We start from the raw sequence: 15,126 nt of genomic DNA on the forward strand, positions 1-15,126 counted from the left end.
ATTTCATCATTGACCTAATTACGATAAATAAATTTTGCATTTCCCCCCAGCATATAATCGTATTCAAACAATTGAATCGTCCGGTCTCTCAATCTATGTTTAATTGCGGACTGCATGTTAATTAGGCCCTGGGATCCGATATTGTTGAGGGAATTCCCCTGAAAAGTCTCTTGCACAAAATCGGATTCTTTCAAGTGATACTGAAGCCAGCCTTTTTGGGATTCAATCAGTAACTTTTTCTCTTTTGGATTCAGTTTGGCCAGCAGTTTTTTGTAGATTGCATTTAATTCTTTATCCCATAGGTCGGCATATTTTCCCTCTAATTGAATCCCTTTGTGCGTTGAATAATTTGGGGAATCATAAACCTCATCCGCTTCTTTATTATAAGCGCGGTCAATAGGATTGGATTGGATGAGCTTCGTAAATTCATTCGATAAGTCGTACGAGCCATAGCTTTCCCTTGAATCAACATACGAATAATTCTCTTTACTTTCAATCTTATTGTTCTTTGATGCGGTAATGTTCGAATTGGAGGAAACTTTTTTAGTCTGTTGTACTTTATTATGAATTTGCGGTGAAGAAATTTCCGTTGTATCCTCGTTTGCCGTATTTGTGCATCCAACCAGTGCTGTCATGATTAGAGTCGATAACATGATTTTTGTTTTCATCATTTCATTTCTCCCTATCAACTTATAAATTTTCCTTCATAATCGCCTTAAGCCGTTTGATTACCGAGTGAACCGTAAGTCTATGAAAAGTAACCAGCTGCCGTTTATAAATAACCCCAAAAATTCCATACGGAGTCGGGGATAATTCCATTAATTCTTCTTTGCTTTTCAGATCCATGATTTTAACATCAAGACCTAGTTCCTTGGCACCTTCCAAAACATTCTCTGTCGCTATGTCCACGAATGGGCACTGGTTCGTGCGTAATATTGTTAGTTCATTGGATGCTTTCAATCTTTCCTCCCAATCATTTGGAAAAAAAGGAGACGGAGCAGCAGCCTCCAATTTATGTACTAACAGCTCAAATCCATGCGGAGCTTCTTGAATGGTAGAAAAACCATTTTTCAAAAAAATATCTTTGCTTGGGAGCCAGGATGTACCTTGATTAGTAACTACCGCAACACCATATTTATTTTGCTTTCTTGCATCTTCAATGCATTTATTTAGAAGTGCCGTTCCATAACCCTTTCCGGCAATATTTACCCATAAACAATGGATGATCAGGTAATTGTCTGCATAAATCACTCTGGATGAAGTTTCTGAGGCTGTATACTCTATGAATCCGGCTTGCTTTCCATTCTCCAAAAGTTTTATATATTTTAATCCGTATTCCATCTGGTCTTTTAACCAATTGTTTTTATTTTTATATCCATCTGCATGAGGTTTACTCCTTAAGCAATATCCGCTAAGTTCTTCAATATTTTCATGATTCAGCTCAGTCAATTGAATGGTTTGCATGATTCAGGCACTCCTCACTTTAAAAACAATCATATGAATTTAAGGGATTCGTAAAGTGTCTCGTTGAATTGAGTCTGATCCTCTAAATAGTTTTCCGGTGCCGTAGCCTGAATTGCCCCGCTTTTAAAATGATGCTGCCCTTCGTACCATTCCGTTACAATCTTATTGTCTTGAATCACTATTACCGATGATGCTGAAGCGCCATATTTGGCTTGGGCCTCTTTGGTATAAGAAATCAAAGAAGCAAATTTATTGTTAAGAGCGATCGGCCAGTCCAAAAGTTTCATCTCCCTATTTTTTGAATTACAAAAGAGCTTTTACCTAATCCCATATTTGATCTAATTTGTCTGAGTAAAATTCGATAGCTTTCTTATATGACTGAATCCCTGTATCATTGCTTGTTTCAGCTAGCAGCCTTAATAAAATTTCCATAGCATTGTTGTATTCTTTAAGGTTATATTGGGCCATTGCCAATAAGACTTGATATTCTCTTTTTTCCGGAGATTCATTCATTGCCTCTTCTAATATTTCCTTGGATTCTATGTACATGCCTAAAGTGCGATAAGTGCTTCCCAGCCCTAATAATGCGCCTTGTCTTTCTTCTCCTTGCAGCCCTAATTCCAATGATTTTTTGTAAAAAGGGATCGCTTCGCTTTCTTGTCCCATAGCGTCATGCACCCATGCACATTGGTACCAAACGGATGGATTTTGAGGATCCTGTTCAGTCAAAGCCAGCAGCAATGTCTGGGCTTCTTCAAGTTTTCCGGTTTCTCTAAGTTTAATGGCCTTGGCTAATTCGTTCATCGGTCTCATCCTTTTGCGATTTGCATATTTTATTATCTGATAATCTAATAAGTTTATTATTATATACATTCAACCTGGCTTCAAAAGCATCTCTCTTATTTTCAAAATCTTTTGTCCATCTATACATCATTTTCAACATTTCCATATCGGGTTTATAGTTACATTTCTCAATACCAAGATTTTGTTTAATGAACCGGGTAAAAATCCTTATTCTACGCTTCCATAAAGGTGGATCTAGAAAAATGACGGTATCTGCCATATCAAAAAGACATCGGTACGACCCTCTATCTGTTCCTTCAAATATCCATTGCCCCTTACTGTCGATTTCTCTAATAACCGCAACTTGCTCTTCTGGTGTACGTTTATTTCTTCCTTCTGCTGTTTGATGATGCACTATGCTGTCCAGTTCATACCATGGTATATTCATCTTTTTTGATAATTGTCTCGCCAGAGTCGTTTTACCACTAGCTACAATGCCAGTGATGTAGATTTTCTTCATGCCGAGCTTCACCTATCCAATCCGTTCTAATAATCAAGAATAATCCCCCCTATTTCCCTCCTAGAAATTAGAGAGGTTTTGTCCTGTACGAGATACTTGATCTTCTCAGCTTTTATTAACTCTTATTTTATGTCCAAAAAGTTTAAGGCAGCGTCGGTTAATCTTACTTGTTGCACAAATTCATCCTATATACTCCTCCTTCACCAAGAAAATCGTTTCTCGACAATCCTTCTTCTCCAAGTATTATTCGATAATTTGTTATTGTTCCATCATGAGAAATAACAAAAATTCTTTTGTATTTATCTTCGATCCAATCTATAAGTTGCCTTGCATACTCCTCAAATATATCTTGATCAATTTTATTAATTCCGTTTTCCCAGCAATTCAAATTTAGATCAAGAATCATTACGTTCCCATACAAATCCTTGATCTCAACTTTTGAATAGATTTGATCACAATTTAAAAAGGGAGCCCCAGCAGACTGAGGGAACATTCTTGGACCAACAAGCGGAGTAATTATGAAGTTGATATTATCCGTAAGCATCATTGCAGTTTCTATTGTTCTCTTTGTTGGACTTACAAGAATCAAGTCGTCAGCACTAAATGTTATTTGTTCACGTAGTTGATGGACCTGCATTTTACCGTATTCTGTAAGTCCAGGATGCGAAGTATTTAACTGATTTGGATAGTCGAGGAGATGTTCTCCATGCCCATGCCGAATAAATATGAATTCCATTGAAACCACCTCCAAACCAAAATAACTAACATGCCTTTAGGTCTCTTCTTGAGTACCAAAAGCAAAGCCTACAGCTTACATACGATTTTATAAGATGTCAGATCCTTCTTCGTATTCTTACTATGTTGTTTCCATATAATTCTTCTCTTTTAAATATTCCTCAATATCATTTTTGGTTTTCTCAAAATATGTGTTTTCATGCCTTCCATAATTAAAAAAACCATGTTCCATATTTTCATAAATCAGAAATCGAATTTCATTCCCAACTTCCTGCATTTGTTTAATAAAATCTTTATTCTGTTCGTACAGCTCATCTTCTGTCCCACACATCCAAAGCGTGGGTGGCAAACAATGTTTGATATTATGTTTAGGTGAGATCGTTGCTGACATCTGTACTAATTTAGGATAAAGTCTAGTCATAATATCAATTGCATCCATTCCCGCTGCAAAAATAATAAGTTCACTCACGTTATAGTCATTTGTTGCATTTACCTCATCTTCAATCTCAGGGAACATGAATGCAGATATGGTAATATATCCTCCAGCCGATGCACCGCAAACAATAATTCGATTAGGATCTATCCCCAATTCAAGATAATGATCCTTTACCCAACGTATACTTGACTTAACATCGCATATTGCTTGTATCGGTGTAAAATCATTATCAGATCCATTCCGATAATCAACACAAATGCTTACAATTCCTTTGCCCGAAAAGTAATTGGCTTGATGTTGAAATTGAATCGGGGTTATCGGATTTTTTTTAAAACTCCCACCATTAAAAAATAATAAAGCTGGTCGATGCTTCGCTTCTGCATCTCGATCAAAAACATATAAATATAAATCCCTATGTGTCTTCTTATAGACTCTTTCCAAGACTGGAAAATCAAATTTACAATTTTTCATTTATCCTCCCAAAGAATATAAGTTGGCCTCTCGCATTCACAACGCGAGCCAGCCTTGGATAGCTTCTATCTTAGGCTGGCTCGGTGCTCTGAGTATCTTCCATGATTATACATCTAACAGTCAAAGGGTGAAAGCAGGTTTGGTTGTTCGCCTGACTCCACTTCTCTGAGCTTCCACTTCTTTTAAATTACAAAATATATCTCTTAATTACTTCTTCACCCCATATTTGAACTTCAATGTATCTTTCCGGTCCTTGATCCCCCATCTTATTCCAATCTTGCGGAAATCCAAATTCCTCTATAATCTTTCTAATTTCTTTTTTGGTATATACCTGTTTTCGATATGGCTTGTTGTCCGGATATCTCATTGTGGGAAACAAATCCCCATATGTAAAACTAATAGATTCATCAAAAAATTCATTCCATTCAATTGCGAGACTACTAGGTTTTTTATACCAAGTCTTAAGCCAATCACAGGATTCTAAAGTCATGTAGTGAGGAAAAGAATTTGTTGGTTTCCCACCTTTTTCAATGAATTTATTACGGGCGACCTCCTCTAATTCTCTTCTTATCATTAAATAATCATCAGATCTTTTGCTGGCAAAAGTATTTCCTTCGTATTTAATTTGATTTGAAATTTTAGATGCTTCTTCGATTGTTAAACTAGAAAGATTCCTGAACGGTCCCATTTCTTCTTCAAAATAGTGATATAAATAATATGTCATACTTATATTCCTTTTTTTTGGGGATTTGATCTAGAGTTTTCATGTTCAAAACACTTGATATGTTTTAATGTCGTCAGTCACGATAGCGGTGGATTTGGCAGTATCACGTTCCAAAGAAAAATGGGTCTGCAATCGTTTCTTTATCCCATAATCTTATTGCCATTCTATACATAGCTTTCGCATGTATACGATCATGCCATATAAATCTTCGAAGCACTTTTCTTAAAGACCATTCCTCACCATAACTTCCCCTGTATACTGGATTAGCTAAATATCCGTCCATCGATTCAATTGCCTTGAATGCATTCTTTCTATTGTTCGCAATATTACTAATGTTATTTAAAGCTACTTTGATTTCACCAACATAATAACTTGTGACATTGTTCGTGTGCTCATACATCTCTTTTGCAGTTCTGGGAATGGCTCCATAGAATGTCTTTCTTTCATCCAAAGAAGTTATGTCTTTGTTCGGTATCGATTCATACATACACAAAAAATCTTGCGCTGATTTTATTCCGAGTAATTTTAATTTTATGTATTCGTCTTCAGATAAAGGTTCTTTTTCAGTTTCAAAAATAACATCGGAATCAGCATCGCATATTCTTAGACTGCTCTTTTTTTTCTGAACAATTTTATCTCCCAGGTTATAATTAGCAATTTGAATGCCAGCCCATTTACAGTATTTTTTAATTTCTTGCGGAAACTTTGAAAGTGCTTCATCCCGGGTCCGACCCCTTACAAACGCTCCAGGAAAACTGTTGGAATAGATTAAATACCCCTCATCATTAAATTCCATTACGAGATCATTTCTCATAAAGATAAACTTCCTTCTCATTTAGGATCAAAAAAAGGTAGGTTGTCTACTGAAACACCATCAGTCGCTTCTTCGCTACTGCAATGCCTCGAACCCTCTTCTATATAAGTTGAACCAATGATTATGAACGAAGGAGGCAGCCGGTTGAAATGTTCTTTCGATCGCTGCCCGCTCCCAGATTCCTATGATTTGAGCCTATCAATGGTAGAAATCCACTCACAAAGCGAATGCTTACGATGCTAGCTTTCCTGTGGAAAGCATTTAGGCGAACGAAGCATATGCTTCCGAAGCAGCTTTTTTTCAAAAAGCTTTCAGCCTCTCCGTAAATCTTTCTCCCTCTTGCCTATCCCTTTTCATTTTTTTAGTTCAACTTATATAGTTTCCCCCGAAGCGTGATCTTTCGGTTTCAACATCCGGATAATACACTTTCAGTTATCAGATGTCATGTGCCTTCCTTTGCCTAACTTTATAGATGTTTCCACCATATACCTGCACACTCTGGAACAGTCGACCATTGATTAACCGAGATCTTCTCTGCAATATCATCTCCAAAGAAAAAAGCGGTGTTTTCCCTCGCCTCTTCCACACTATTGAATTTATAGTCTGTTCGTATCCATTTCTTATTAAATCCATATTTCTCTTGAAGTGCTTTATAATAGTCGGTTAGAAACTCAGGCGGATTGGGTGATTCGGTACCAGTGCCTAGGGTCTCAATAATCACAATCGTACCAGCCGGCTTTAAAACCCGGTTCATTTCAGAAATAATAATTTCTAAATTTTCTTCCCAATTCATATTGCCCGAATTAGTTAGATAACTAATACTCCATCCGGAAACGACAAGATCAAATGCTTCATCTGATATTGGCAATTGTTTATGATCTGCAATTACAGTCTTCCAATTACGGGCTATTCCTTGTCCCATTAACTTATTATTTAATAGAGCAAGCATAGAAGAAGAAATATCGGTGCAAACCAATGATTTTGCTTCCTTGGCAAGAAAAACTGACAATCTCCCTGATCCTGCCCCCAAATCCAGAATATCCAAGCCGTGAAGTGGCCTTATTTCACCAATAAATTCAGATAAATCTGGTTGTTTACTGATCATAAATTCGTATGCGTCTGCTTGATTTAAATAAATCTGCTCATGAGTAGCCAAAATAATGCTCCTCCTTTTCTGTTGGTTAATGTTTTGCACGTGATTTTTGATAACATTCTTTATACTCACGAACCCGAGAACTTTTTTACCAAAATATTAATCCATTTGATGCAACTCGCCATCCTTGACTTGTATGTTCAAAATCAAGAATCGGGGATCCGTCTATAATGACACCATCAAGTTCATAATGAAATTGGATCTTGACCTTTGCCGTACTTCCATTCTGTTGAATTGTTACATCTTGAATGGAATCTTCTGATTTTGAATTGTATCCTCCATCAAACAACTCGACAAGGACACCTTCTTGATCATTATGTATATTAAATTGTTCTATCATTTCGTCCATATATCGCTGAGTGAAATATGGTTTAAGTTTATTTGTTATATCAGTGCTTGTTGTTGCATCACAAATATAAGAGTAATAATGATCATTTGAATTAATCCCTCCGCATTGATCATGAATCTCTTTTGTGGGATCCAATCGACCGAAAACTACAATAGAAGATAATTGGTTCTCACCTTCAATAGCTAGTCTAACAGCTTCTTCCTTCGTTAATTCATTTACAACAACTTCAGAATTGTTCCCTGTCAATAATGTTTGAAATAACGTTATTAGAATCATTATTAGTGCCTTCAAATTAATCCCCCACGTATTTTTGTATTTTTGTTGTGATGGTTCATATAACGTTGGTGCAATCACAAATCCTTGCTTGGCTTAAGCTTCCAACCGTACAGCACAATGTTCGTCAGCAGGGTTGGAGTCTTGATCAGTGCAAGATTGTCTCTTTGAACTTACTACTTTACTCCCCCCTGGAACCAAGGGCCCTGTTAACCTTCCGAAACTACATATAGATGCTCTTATCTTAGGCTGAGTTATTTGTTGCCTGAGCTTTCTTCCACGATTATACATCTGACAACCAAGAGGTGTAAGCCCTGGTGCGTAAATACACTGTTATATTAAGTTCGGGTATATAAGGTCAACTTGGACTGAAAGATAATTATTCTATCTTTGTTGCTATAATACATGCTTCTCTTTGAGTTAATAATATTTCATTAGCAAACATCTTGGGATGGTTCAACCAATAATCTCTTACTGGATCTGGCCTTCCCTTCCATTCATCTGGCCAATATTCTTCTGGTGTTAAGTCATCAATGAGTAAGAGCCCTCTTGATTCGATAAGGTTATATAGTAATTCTGCTTCTTCTTGTTTTGCACTCTTTACATCAACGAAAACAAGTTTAAAAGGTCCCTTATCGAGGACAGCCTTCCAATCATCACATATGAAGTGTACGTTTGATTGGTCTATCACACCTCTTACATTGTCAATTTGCTCATTACTTATATCAATTGAATATAAATCCACCTCAGATGATAAGGCTGAAATTATCCAAGCTGTACCCACTCCATAACCTGTTCCAATCTCCAATATATTGCCATGAGTAATTTGACCAACTAATGTACATAAAAGTTTTCCAAAATGATCTGTACAAGAATTAATAAAATTATTCTCTTCAGCTAATTTCTTACATAAGATGACCAGATTAGGAATGTATGAGTTTGAGCTATATTTTTCTGCCATTATCTCTAACCCTTTCATAATTTATTTTGATTCAACTTGAGCAGACCGAGAAGCGGCAGAGACTCTGCGTTAATGTGATGTTATCCATGATCAATATGCATCATTAAATCCCCCTAACTAAGTATATTACATGAATTCCCAATTAGGTTTAGGTATTCACGAAACAACCCAGCCTTAGATAGCTCTTATCTTAGACTGGGTCGTTTGTTGTCTGAGCCTCTCCGATTATACATCCGGCAAGCAAGGGTCGATAGCCTTGCAATGTGAATAGGTTGTTAAAGGATATCACTCTTCAAAGTTAATATCTTAAAGAGTAGGACACGTGTAGGGGCTCAGCTTGTACCAATGTTGGCTGAGCCCCGATGGTATAGTCTGGTATGCTTAAGGAAACTAAGTTCGTTGATTCCCCGGTTCCCTACATATAATATATGAATTCCCTGCTCATGCTCGACATCAGCATAAAAAGCGTGCTGCAGAAGCAGCTTAATTGTTTTCTGCTTTGGATCGCTTACTCCATTTCATACGGCTTTAATGACTGTGCCGTAAAGTGGTAAAACGCCATGGCATCCTCCCCATTGGCAAAACCGGCCTGTGCCAGCTTGTCGCTGCCTCCGCCTTTGCCGCGATAATCGGCTAGATGCTGCTTAAAAAAAGCACCGCAGGCAAGTTCGCTCTCTTCTCCTCTGGCGAGGAGCACTTTGTTGTCCGCATTGGACGCGAAGAGTACGATAACGTCAGCTTTGTCGGTGAGCTTGACTGCCAGGTTCTGCATATCCTTCAGCGGCTTATCCGCAAATGAGTGCTTGATCAGGCTGCCCTGACGGTCCGCCAACAGCTTCTCAACTAGGTACGCGTCATTCTCGGCCTTCACGGCGTTCAATTCAGCCTGAAGCTGTTTCTGCTCCTGATCCCATTTCGCAATCCGGTCCATAATCTCTTCCTTTGCGGTATTGAACCTGGCCGACAGGCTGCCGAGAATGTCCATTCCAGTGTTAAATTCTTTTAACGCACGATAGCCGCATTTAAAATAAATACGCGTATGTCCCTTCTGCTTCTCTGCCCTCAACAGTTTGATCATTCCGATCTCACCCGTTGCGGAGACATGTGTGCCGCCGCAGGCGTTGTATTCGATACCTTCGATTTCAACGATCCGGATATCTTCGGTTACCTTCGGCTGCTTCACCAGCGGCAGGACGGCAGCCTGCTCCCGGCTCACAAAGTAATTCGTTACCTTTCGGTTAAGGTAAATCTGATCATTTACTTCCAGCTCCAACATCATCAGCTCGTCCTGAGGCAGATCAGATCGTGCGATATCAATGGTGGCATAATCCTGACCCAGGTGGAAGCTGAGCGTTTCCGCCCGGCATGCCTCCAGACACATGGCTGACAGCAGATGTTGGCCGCTATGATGCTGCATATGGTCGAACCTCCTACCCCAATCCAAACGGCAGCCAACCTCTTCCTTCTCAGGAGAACGCTCGACTTTATGCAGAATTTCTCCTTCTTCCTGAACGACATCGAGAACGGGAATTTTATCGATCCACCCCAGATCACAGGGCTGCCCTCCGCCGTGCGGATAAAAGGCTGTCTCCTCCATTACCAGATATGTTCCGTCCTCCCGCTCCAGTTTGCGTGTGATTCGTGTCTCCCACTCCCGGATATAAGCGGATTCGTAATATAATTTCTTCGTCATCTTCATGTCCTCACTGTTCCAGGTTAAATTTTCTTTAATCTAGCTTACTACAAAACAGTTCCACAGCGCCAAATGCACCTGAATGAAAAAGACCGCCTGCCAGCGATGCGAACAGCACGGTCTTCGTGAACAATGGGTAATACCCAATAGTGTCATTCCTCTTCTCAATATGAATGATAGCTCCTGATGTTGACGACACGTCCCAGCTTAGATAGCTCCTATTTTAGGTTGGATCGCGAAAAATCTCTTTGAAAACAACCGTATGTTACGTAGCAATCACATGCTGCATGTCTTCGCTGCTTTCTAAAAAGCCTGACCGCTCCACATAATACAAATCATAGCTGTGTTGCGTATTATTTATCGATTTATATACTTGCTGTTTTATATCATTTCCTAATTTGACGTACTGTAGTTTTTCTACCGCTTTCTTCGATCGAATATTTTGTTTTCGAACTTTCAAATATATCGTTTCGATATGATGTTCAAGAAACAGTTCGGCAAAAAAAGATTCCTTCGCTCGTTGGTTATAACCTTTTCCAAAATAAGGAGCCCCAATCCATGTGGCCAAGAAGCCCGTTTGATTATCAATATTATATAGATCAATGGTACCGATGGGATGTCCCATCTCATTAAGAATTGTTCTAGAGATACATGTCCCTTGTTCTTCTTCAACGATCAGCTGCTTGGTCATAAATAAATATTCTTCGTAAGATTGGCATTTATAGCGGACATAAGGAAAAACTACAGGATCCATCATTAAGTTATACAGTGAATGGCATTCATGCAAATCACGTTTTTTTATCATTTTAATCGCCACCTAGTCCTTTTGATTTGCGACATCAAACATTTTAAGTATATAAAAGGACTTGGGGGATTATATGAATTCTACATTTTCTTAGTGTAAAATGCATCTTTGAAACTAAAAGTTTGATTCACTTATTTCTTGCCAAATTCACCGATCATGTAATCCTTTTCCATCGAGAATTTGCCGAATACATTTTTCAACCCTCGACTCCCGAGCTTTGGATTGCTTAGGTGCAGAAAAATATATAGCGTATGCTCTTTGCCGCCCCGGCGTCAATGCGTAAAAGGCTGTTTTCAAGGCAGGATTTTCATCTAATTTATCTTGAAATTCTTCAGGAATATCGAGTTCTGTATTTTTGATTTCTACTTTCAAACCGGCTTTTTCCACTTCAATGGCTTCATCAATATAGGCTCTTAATACGGGTTCCATCTGAACGATTTCTTCGGTATTGTTAAACCGAATCTGGCGTCCTACTTTCGTATTCTCCCCCGTTTTGACTAGAATGCCATGGGGATCAGTCAACAAAGCACCTTTGAAAAACAGAAGCGCAAAATATTCTTTAAATCCTTGTATGATCACGATGTTACTATCCTGGAACGTGTAACAAGGTTTACCCCATTTCAATTCTTCGGTCAGCTGACAGTCAAGCAGGATCGTTCTCAATTTCTCCATTTCTTCATGCCACTTTGTGGCTCTACCTACAACTGCGTCAACCTTGGGATTCATTTTATTACTCACTGTCATGTTAGTTCTCCTAATTGTTTGATATCGTGATGACTAAGTGTACATAAATAATTGTTTACAGAAAATCGTTTTATGAATTGCGTCTGCCTTCAATTAGTTATCTTTAAATTCAGCTGTTCATACAGTTCTTCCATTCTCTCACTTGCAATTACATAAATTTCTTTATTCTTTAATATTATTTCGATGCCCTTGTTCCCTTTAACCATTAAGCCTACTTTCTGTCCATTAAATCTTAAGCCCCAGCCGCCAAATTCTAGTAGGGGGTTAATTGATACAACTTTACAACTTCCAATTTCATCCAACCTAATTTTCTTTTTATAAAAAGGCAATAAACCTATAAGTAATCTTTCACTATTTAATTCAATTTTATATTTGATCGAGTAAAATGCTGCCGGAAAAATAATTCCGAATATAACCCACAATATCAGTAGTGTAATATCATTGGCTGGTTTTGAACCAAAAGGTTTTCCCATAATGATCTGAGTAAAGGCGCCAACCCACATGAGGATAGAAATTGGTGCTATGATCAGCCATATCCAGTAGCTGAATCTTTTAACTTCTTTATAAGTTATAAATACATCATCTGACTTAACCACGAAATATGCTCCTTTTTATTAATCTTGCAGATGATTTCACCTAACGTTATTGTATTCATGACGTCCTACGACTTAAGGCGATGAAGTTTCTTTAAATCTGTCCTGATATGTCCGGATGAATACTCTTCCCTGTAACTGAGCTGTATCTCCGAATCCCGCTTCTAACTCTGCCGGACCGTGGACCAAATTTAAACTATCCTCTCTGAAATCCACCCTCTGAGTGAATGATTTGTCCTGTGACCCATTCAGCTTCTTCACTTGCAAGGAAAGAAATTAATTTCGCCGCATCTTGAGGTAATCCAACTCTTCCCTTTGGAGATTTAGTCAAAATATGAGCTTTGATCTCATCATTCATCCAACCCGTATCCGTTGGACCAGGATTCACCGCGTTTACAGTAATACCTTTAGATGCGACTTCAGCGGATAGTGTTAATGTAAAGGCATCAACTGCACCTTTGGTGGAGGCATAAGCAATATTCCCCGCCATCGGCCCAAGTGATTGTCCCGACGTTAGATTTATTATTCTGCCTCCCCTAGAGCGGTCAAAACGACGGGCAAATTCTGCACTTAATAACATCGTTCCCTGGATATTAATTTGATAATGTTTAGTAAGTATCTCAGCCGATAAATCTTCATAACTGACATCAATAGAATAGGTCGCATTATTGATTAAAATAGAAGGCTTCCCAAGCCTTTCTTCAACCGAATTCATCAAATTAACAGGTGAATTTGAGTCTGAAAGGTCAATTTCCAGCTTCTCACAACGTACTCCGTATTTTTGTATCATTTCTTGTAAAATAGCGGGTTCATCCGTGTTCATACCCCATGGCATTTCCATATCGTATGCGCTCCAATAAGTAAAAAATACATCAACACCTTTACATGCAAGTTCTTTACATATCGCTGCCCCAATACCATTGAGCCTTGACGCTCCAGTTACTATAGCTATTTTATTGTTACTAGACAATTCTGTCATCTATATACACACTCCTTAAAAATAAACACAATTAAATTCTTGAACGAAGTAAAGAAAGAAGCTCTTCATATATACCAGGATTTGCACAAACCATTTCTTCTCCGTATAATTCAGGCGGATAACCCGTAGGTACTATTCCGACATGGCCAGTCATTGCTCCAGCTTCACGCGCGATGAGACCTGCTGCTGCGACATCCCATGGAGCTAGACTTTCTGTATGTGCGTCTAGATGTCCGGATGCTACATAACAGATATCTACTGTTGGAGCAGCGAAACGACGGATGTCCCTACAGTGTGTAGTTAAGAGATTGACTCTGGCAAGAGCCGAATGTACTTTTGCTTTATCGTGCGGGAAACCAGTACCGATTATCGAATCTGACAAGGAGCCGATTCGAGGAACCTGAAGCTTTACACCATTACATAAAGCTCCTTCTCCTCGAATGCCTACATAGGTAACACCCAAATTTGGAGCATGCACAACCCCTGCCCAAACTATGCCATCAACGGCTATGGCCACGGAAATAGCAAAATGAGGAAGTCGATGTGCATAGTTTACCGTTCCGTCCAAAGGATCAATAATCCAAAGAGGACCTTCGAAGAGATCTTCAGTCAAAACTCCATCGGTGGTTTCTTCCGAAAGAATACCATGATCCGGATAAGCGCTAGTAATTGCCTCACGAATAATCTGGTCAGAGGCAAAATCTGCCGAAGTTACAAGTTCTCCGGCGTTTTTATATGTAACTTCTATATGAGACTCTGTTTGTAGTTCGGTGATTTTTTTTCCGGCTAAGCGAACTGCCTTATCTGCGAAATTTGCCCATTCAAGTGCTTTATCTTTCATTCGTTCATTACCCCTCCCTATTTTATTTATGCCTCTCTTACAAGCAATCATTGATTTTCCTATAGCGTCCCCGCATCTATGACGCGCCCCAACCTTAGATAGCACTGTCTTAGGTCGGGGCTTGTGTTAGCCCCATGTCCACATTCAATTTCTCTAAATTAAGTCTGTATTGTATAAGTTGGTTGTCTATTCCTAAGTATTCTTCACTACCAATTCTACTAACCTCTTTGAATCCTATTTTCTCGAGCATTTTTCTGGATCTAATATTCGATTCGTGTGTTTCTGCGTCAAAAACAGTAATCCCTAAATTCTTTGAAGCGTAGTCTATCATAGAGTTGGCTGAATGAAATCCAAGTCCCTTTCCCCACAACGTACTCTCACCAATTGCAATCCCTAACTCAGCAGAATTACCTTTAATACAGGCCAGGTCAGCATATCCAATTAACTTCTCGTTGAATTCTATTCCCATTCGAATAAAATCTTCAGACATATTATTTACGCAATTCAGCCACCATTTATATAATTCACTGGGGCTTCTATTTTTCTCCCATCCATTTGCTGAACAAAAAGAGTCATCCTTGCTCCAAATTAGGACATCGTTATAATCATCTTCAGTTAATTGTCTTAGTTTAATTGAGGCTGGAATGTTATTTGTTTCCACCTAGTTTCACCTAACTTTCTACAGTTACAAGCTCTAATTTATTACGTTTTCATATGTGTCGGGATTTTCTTGGATTTTCTCAGCCAATCCCCAAATAACGAAGGGCGGCCGCGATGCGGTTAGGTAG

At 38.6% G+C, this 15,126-nt stretch carries 19 protein-coding genes; all 19 read right to left on the reverse strand.

Annotation, left to right across the window (positions count from 1 at the left end; translation table 11 throughout):
* Positions 1–14: 14 nt before the first annotated feature.
* The 19 genes from L6442_RS17340 to L6442_RS17430 all read right to left on the reverse strand — a co-directional run bounded on the left by L6442_RS17340 (position 15) and on the right by L6442_RS17430 (position 14,999).
* A complete protein-coding gene (locus L6442_RS17340; protein ID WP_212981010.1) occupies positions 15–671 on the reverse strand; it encodes a lysozyme inhibitor LprI family protein in 657 nt (218 codons plus the stop codon).
* A gap of 19 nt (positions 672–690) precedes the next feature.
* Positions 691–1,464, reverse strand: coding sequence for a GNAT family N-acetyltransferase (locus L6442_RS17345; RefSeq protein WP_212981009.1), 774 nt, complete (start codon positions 1,462–1,464; stop codon positions 691–693).
* Positions 1,465–1,493: 29 nt separating this feature from the next.
* Positions 1,494–1,742 carry a hypothetical protein gene (locus L6442_RS17350; protein ID WP_212981008.1) on the reverse strand — a complete coding sequence of 83 codons (249 nt, stop codon included), beginning with the start codon at positions 1,740–1,742 and terminating at the stop codon, positions 1,494–1,496.
* Between the two features lie 43 nt (positions 1,743–1,785).
* Positions 1,786–2,268 (reverse strand): tetratricopeptide repeat protein, encoded by a 483-nt coding sequence (locus L6442_RS17355; RefSeq protein ID WP_212981007.1) that lies wholly within the window; start codon positions 2,266–2,268, stop codon positions 1,786–1,788.
* Positions 2,243–2,767, reverse strand: a complete 525-nt coding sequence (locus L6442_RS17360; protein WP_212981006.1) for a P-loop NTPase family protein — start codon at positions 2,765–2,767, stop codon at positions 2,243–2,245. Before L6442_RS17360 ends, L6442_RS17355 begins: the two co-directional genes overlap by 26 nt.
* A gap of 163 nt (positions 2,768–2,930) precedes the next feature.
* A complete protein-coding gene (locus tag L6442_RS17365; protein ID WP_212981005.1) occupies positions 2,931–3,503 on the reverse strand; it encodes a phosphoglycerate mutase family protein in 573 nt (190 codons plus the stop codon).
* 120 nt (positions 3,504–3,623) lie between these two features.
* On the reverse strand, positions 3,624–4,409 hold the full coding sequence (locus L6442_RS17370; RefSeq protein WP_212981004.1) for an alpha/beta hydrolase: 786 nt from the start codon (positions 4,407–4,409) through the stop codon (positions 3,624–3,626).
* A gap of 187 nt (positions 4,410–4,596) precedes the next feature.
* Entirely contained in the window at positions 4,597–5,133 is a 537-nt protein-coding gene (locus L6442_RS17375) for a hypothetical protein (protein WP_212981003.1), read from the reverse strand.
* 103 nt (positions 5,134–5,236) lie between these two features.
* Entirely contained in the window at positions 5,237–5,947 is a 711-nt protein-coding gene (locus L6442_RS17380) for a hypothetical protein (RefSeq protein WP_212981002.1), read from the reverse strand.
* A 466-nt stretch (positions 5,948–6,413) separates the two neighbouring features.
* Positions 6,414–7,103 (reverse strand): class I SAM-dependent methyltransferase, encoded by a 690-nt coding sequence (locus tag L6442_RS17385; protein WP_212981001.1) that lies wholly within the window; start codon positions 7,101–7,103, stop codon positions 6,414–6,416.
* An 85-nt stretch (positions 7,104–7,188) separates the two neighbouring features.
* Positions 7,189–7,725 carry a DL-endopeptidase inhibitor IseA family protein gene (locus L6442_RS17390; RefSeq protein ID WP_237099959.1) on the reverse strand — a complete coding sequence of 179 codons (537 nt, stop codon included), beginning with the start codon at positions 7,723–7,725 and terminating at the stop codon, positions 7,189–7,191.
* 376 nt (positions 7,726–8,101) lie between these two features.
* Positions 8,102–8,683: an O-methyltransferase gene (locus L6442_RS17395; protein ID WP_212980999.1), complete on the reverse strand. Its 582-nt coding sequence runs from the start codon at positions 8,681–8,683 to the stop codon at positions 8,102–8,104.
* A gap of 508 nt (positions 8,684–9,191) precedes the next feature.
* Positions 9,192–10,376: an alanyl-tRNA editing protein gene (locus tag L6442_RS17400; RefSeq protein ID WP_212980998.1), complete on the reverse strand. Its 1,185-nt coding sequence runs from the start codon at positions 10,374–10,376 to the stop codon at positions 9,192–9,194.
* A 265-nt stretch (positions 10,377–10,641) separates the two neighbouring features.
* Positions 10,642–11,181 carry a GNAT family N-acetyltransferase gene (locus L6442_RS17405; protein WP_212980997.1) on the reverse strand — a complete coding sequence of 180 codons (540 nt, stop codon included), beginning with the start codon at positions 11,179–11,181 and terminating at the stop codon, positions 10,642–10,644.
* Positions 11,182–11,328: 147 nt separating this feature from the next.
* A complete protein-coding gene (locus tag L6442_RS17410; protein ID WP_212980996.1) occupies positions 11,329–11,925 on the reverse strand; it encodes a YdeI/OmpD-associated family protein in 597 nt (198 codons plus the stop codon).
* Positions 11,926–12,014: 89 nt separating this feature from the next.
* The gene (locus L6442_RS17415) at positions 12,015–12,521 is read right to left on the reverse strand and encodes a DUF6141 family protein (protein ID WP_212980995.1); all 507 of its coding nucleotides are present in this window, start codon (positions 12,519–12,521) and stop codon (positions 12,015–12,017) included.
* Between the two features lie 193 nt (positions 12,522–12,714).
* Positions 12,715–13,497, reverse strand: coding sequence for an SDR family oxidoreductase (locus tag L6442_RS17420; protein WP_212980994.1), 783 nt, complete (start codon positions 13,495–13,497; stop codon positions 12,715–12,717).
* 31 nt (positions 13,498–13,528) lie between these two features.
* Positions 13,529–14,338 carry an inositol monophosphatase family protein gene (locus L6442_RS17425; RefSeq protein ID WP_212980993.1) on the reverse strand — a complete coding sequence of 270 codons (810 nt, stop codon included), beginning with the start codon at positions 14,336–14,338 and terminating at the stop codon, positions 13,529–13,531.
* 109 nt (positions 14,339–14,447) lie between these two features.
* The gene (locus tag L6442_RS17430) at positions 14,448–14,999 is read right to left on the reverse strand and encodes a GNAT family N-acetyltransferase (RefSeq protein ID WP_212980992.1); all 552 of its coding nucleotides are present in this window, start codon (positions 14,997–14,999) and stop codon (positions 14,448–14,450) included.
* Positions 15,000–15,126 lie beyond the last annotated feature (127 nt).

Source organism: Paenibacillus azoreducens (genome assembly GCF_021654775.1).
Lineage (GTDB): Bacteria > Bacillota > Bacilli > Paenibacillales > Paenibacillaceae > Paenibacillus_AQ > Paenibacillus_AQ azoreducens.

What these genes read in the sequence shown, in the direction of transcription:
- L6442_RS17340 (WP_212981010.1), bottom strand. Translation starts at nt 671, where the DNA reads ATGATGAAAACAAAAATCATGTTATCGACTCTAATCATGACAGCACTG.
- L6442_RS17345 (WP_212981009.1), bottom strand. Translation starts at nt 1,464, where the DNA reads ATGCAAACCATTCAATTGACTGAGCTGAATCATGAAAATATTGAAGAA.
- L6442_RS17355 (WP_212981007.1), bottom strand. Translation starts at nt 2,268, where the DNA reads ATGAACGAATTAGCCAAGGCCATTAAACTTAGAGAAACCGGAAAACTT.
- L6442_RS17360 (WP_212981006.1), bottom strand. Translation starts at nt 2,767, where the DNA reads ATGAAGAAAATCTACATCACTGGCATTGTAGCTAGTGGTAAAACGACT.
- L6442_RS17365 (WP_212981005.1), bottom strand. Translation starts at nt 3,503, where the DNA reads ATGGAATTCATATTTATTCGGCATGGGCATGGAGAACATCTCCTCGAC.
- L6442_RS17370 (WP_212981004.1), bottom strand. Translation starts at nt 4,409, where the DNA reads ATGAAAAATTGTAAATTTGATTTTCCAGTCTTGGAAAGAGTCTATAAG.
- L6442_RS17375 (WP_212981003.1), bottom strand. Translation starts at nt 5,133, where the DNA reads ATGACATATTATTTATATCACTATTTTGAAGAAGAAATGGGACCGTTC.
- L6442_RS17380 (WP_212981002.1), bottom strand. Translation starts at nt 5,947, where the DNA reads ATGAGAAATGATCTCGTAATGGAATTTAATGATGAGGGGTATTTAATC.
- L6442_RS17390 (WP_237099959.1), bottom strand. Translation starts at nt 7,725, where the DNA reads ATGATTCTAATAACGTTATTTCAAACATTATTGACAGGGAACAATTCT.
- L6442_RS17395 (WP_212980999.1), bottom strand. Translation starts at nt 8,683, where the DNA reads ATGGCAGAAAAATATAGCTCAAACTCATACATTCCTAATCTGGTCATC.
- L6442_RS17400 (WP_212980998.1), bottom strand. Translation starts at nt 10,376, where the DNA reads ATGACGAAGAAATTATATTACGAATCCGCTTATATCCGGGAGTGGGAG.
- L6442_RS17405 (WP_212980997.1), bottom strand. Translation starts at nt 11,181, where the DNA reads ATGATAAAAAAACGTGATTTGCATGAATGCCATTCACTGTATAACTTA.
- L6442_RS17410 (WP_212980996.1), bottom strand. Translation starts at nt 11,925, where the DNA reads ATGACAGTGAGTAATAAAATGAATCCCAAGGTTGACGCAGTTGTAGGT.
- L6442_RS17420 (WP_212980994.1), bottom strand. Translation starts at nt 13,497, where the DNA reads ATGACAGAATTGTCTAGTAACAATAAAATAGCTATAGTAACTGGAGCG.
- L6442_RS17425 (WP_212980993.1), bottom strand. Translation starts at nt 14,338, where the DNA reads ATGAAAGATAAAGCACTTGAATGGGCAAATTTCGCAGATAAGGCAGTT.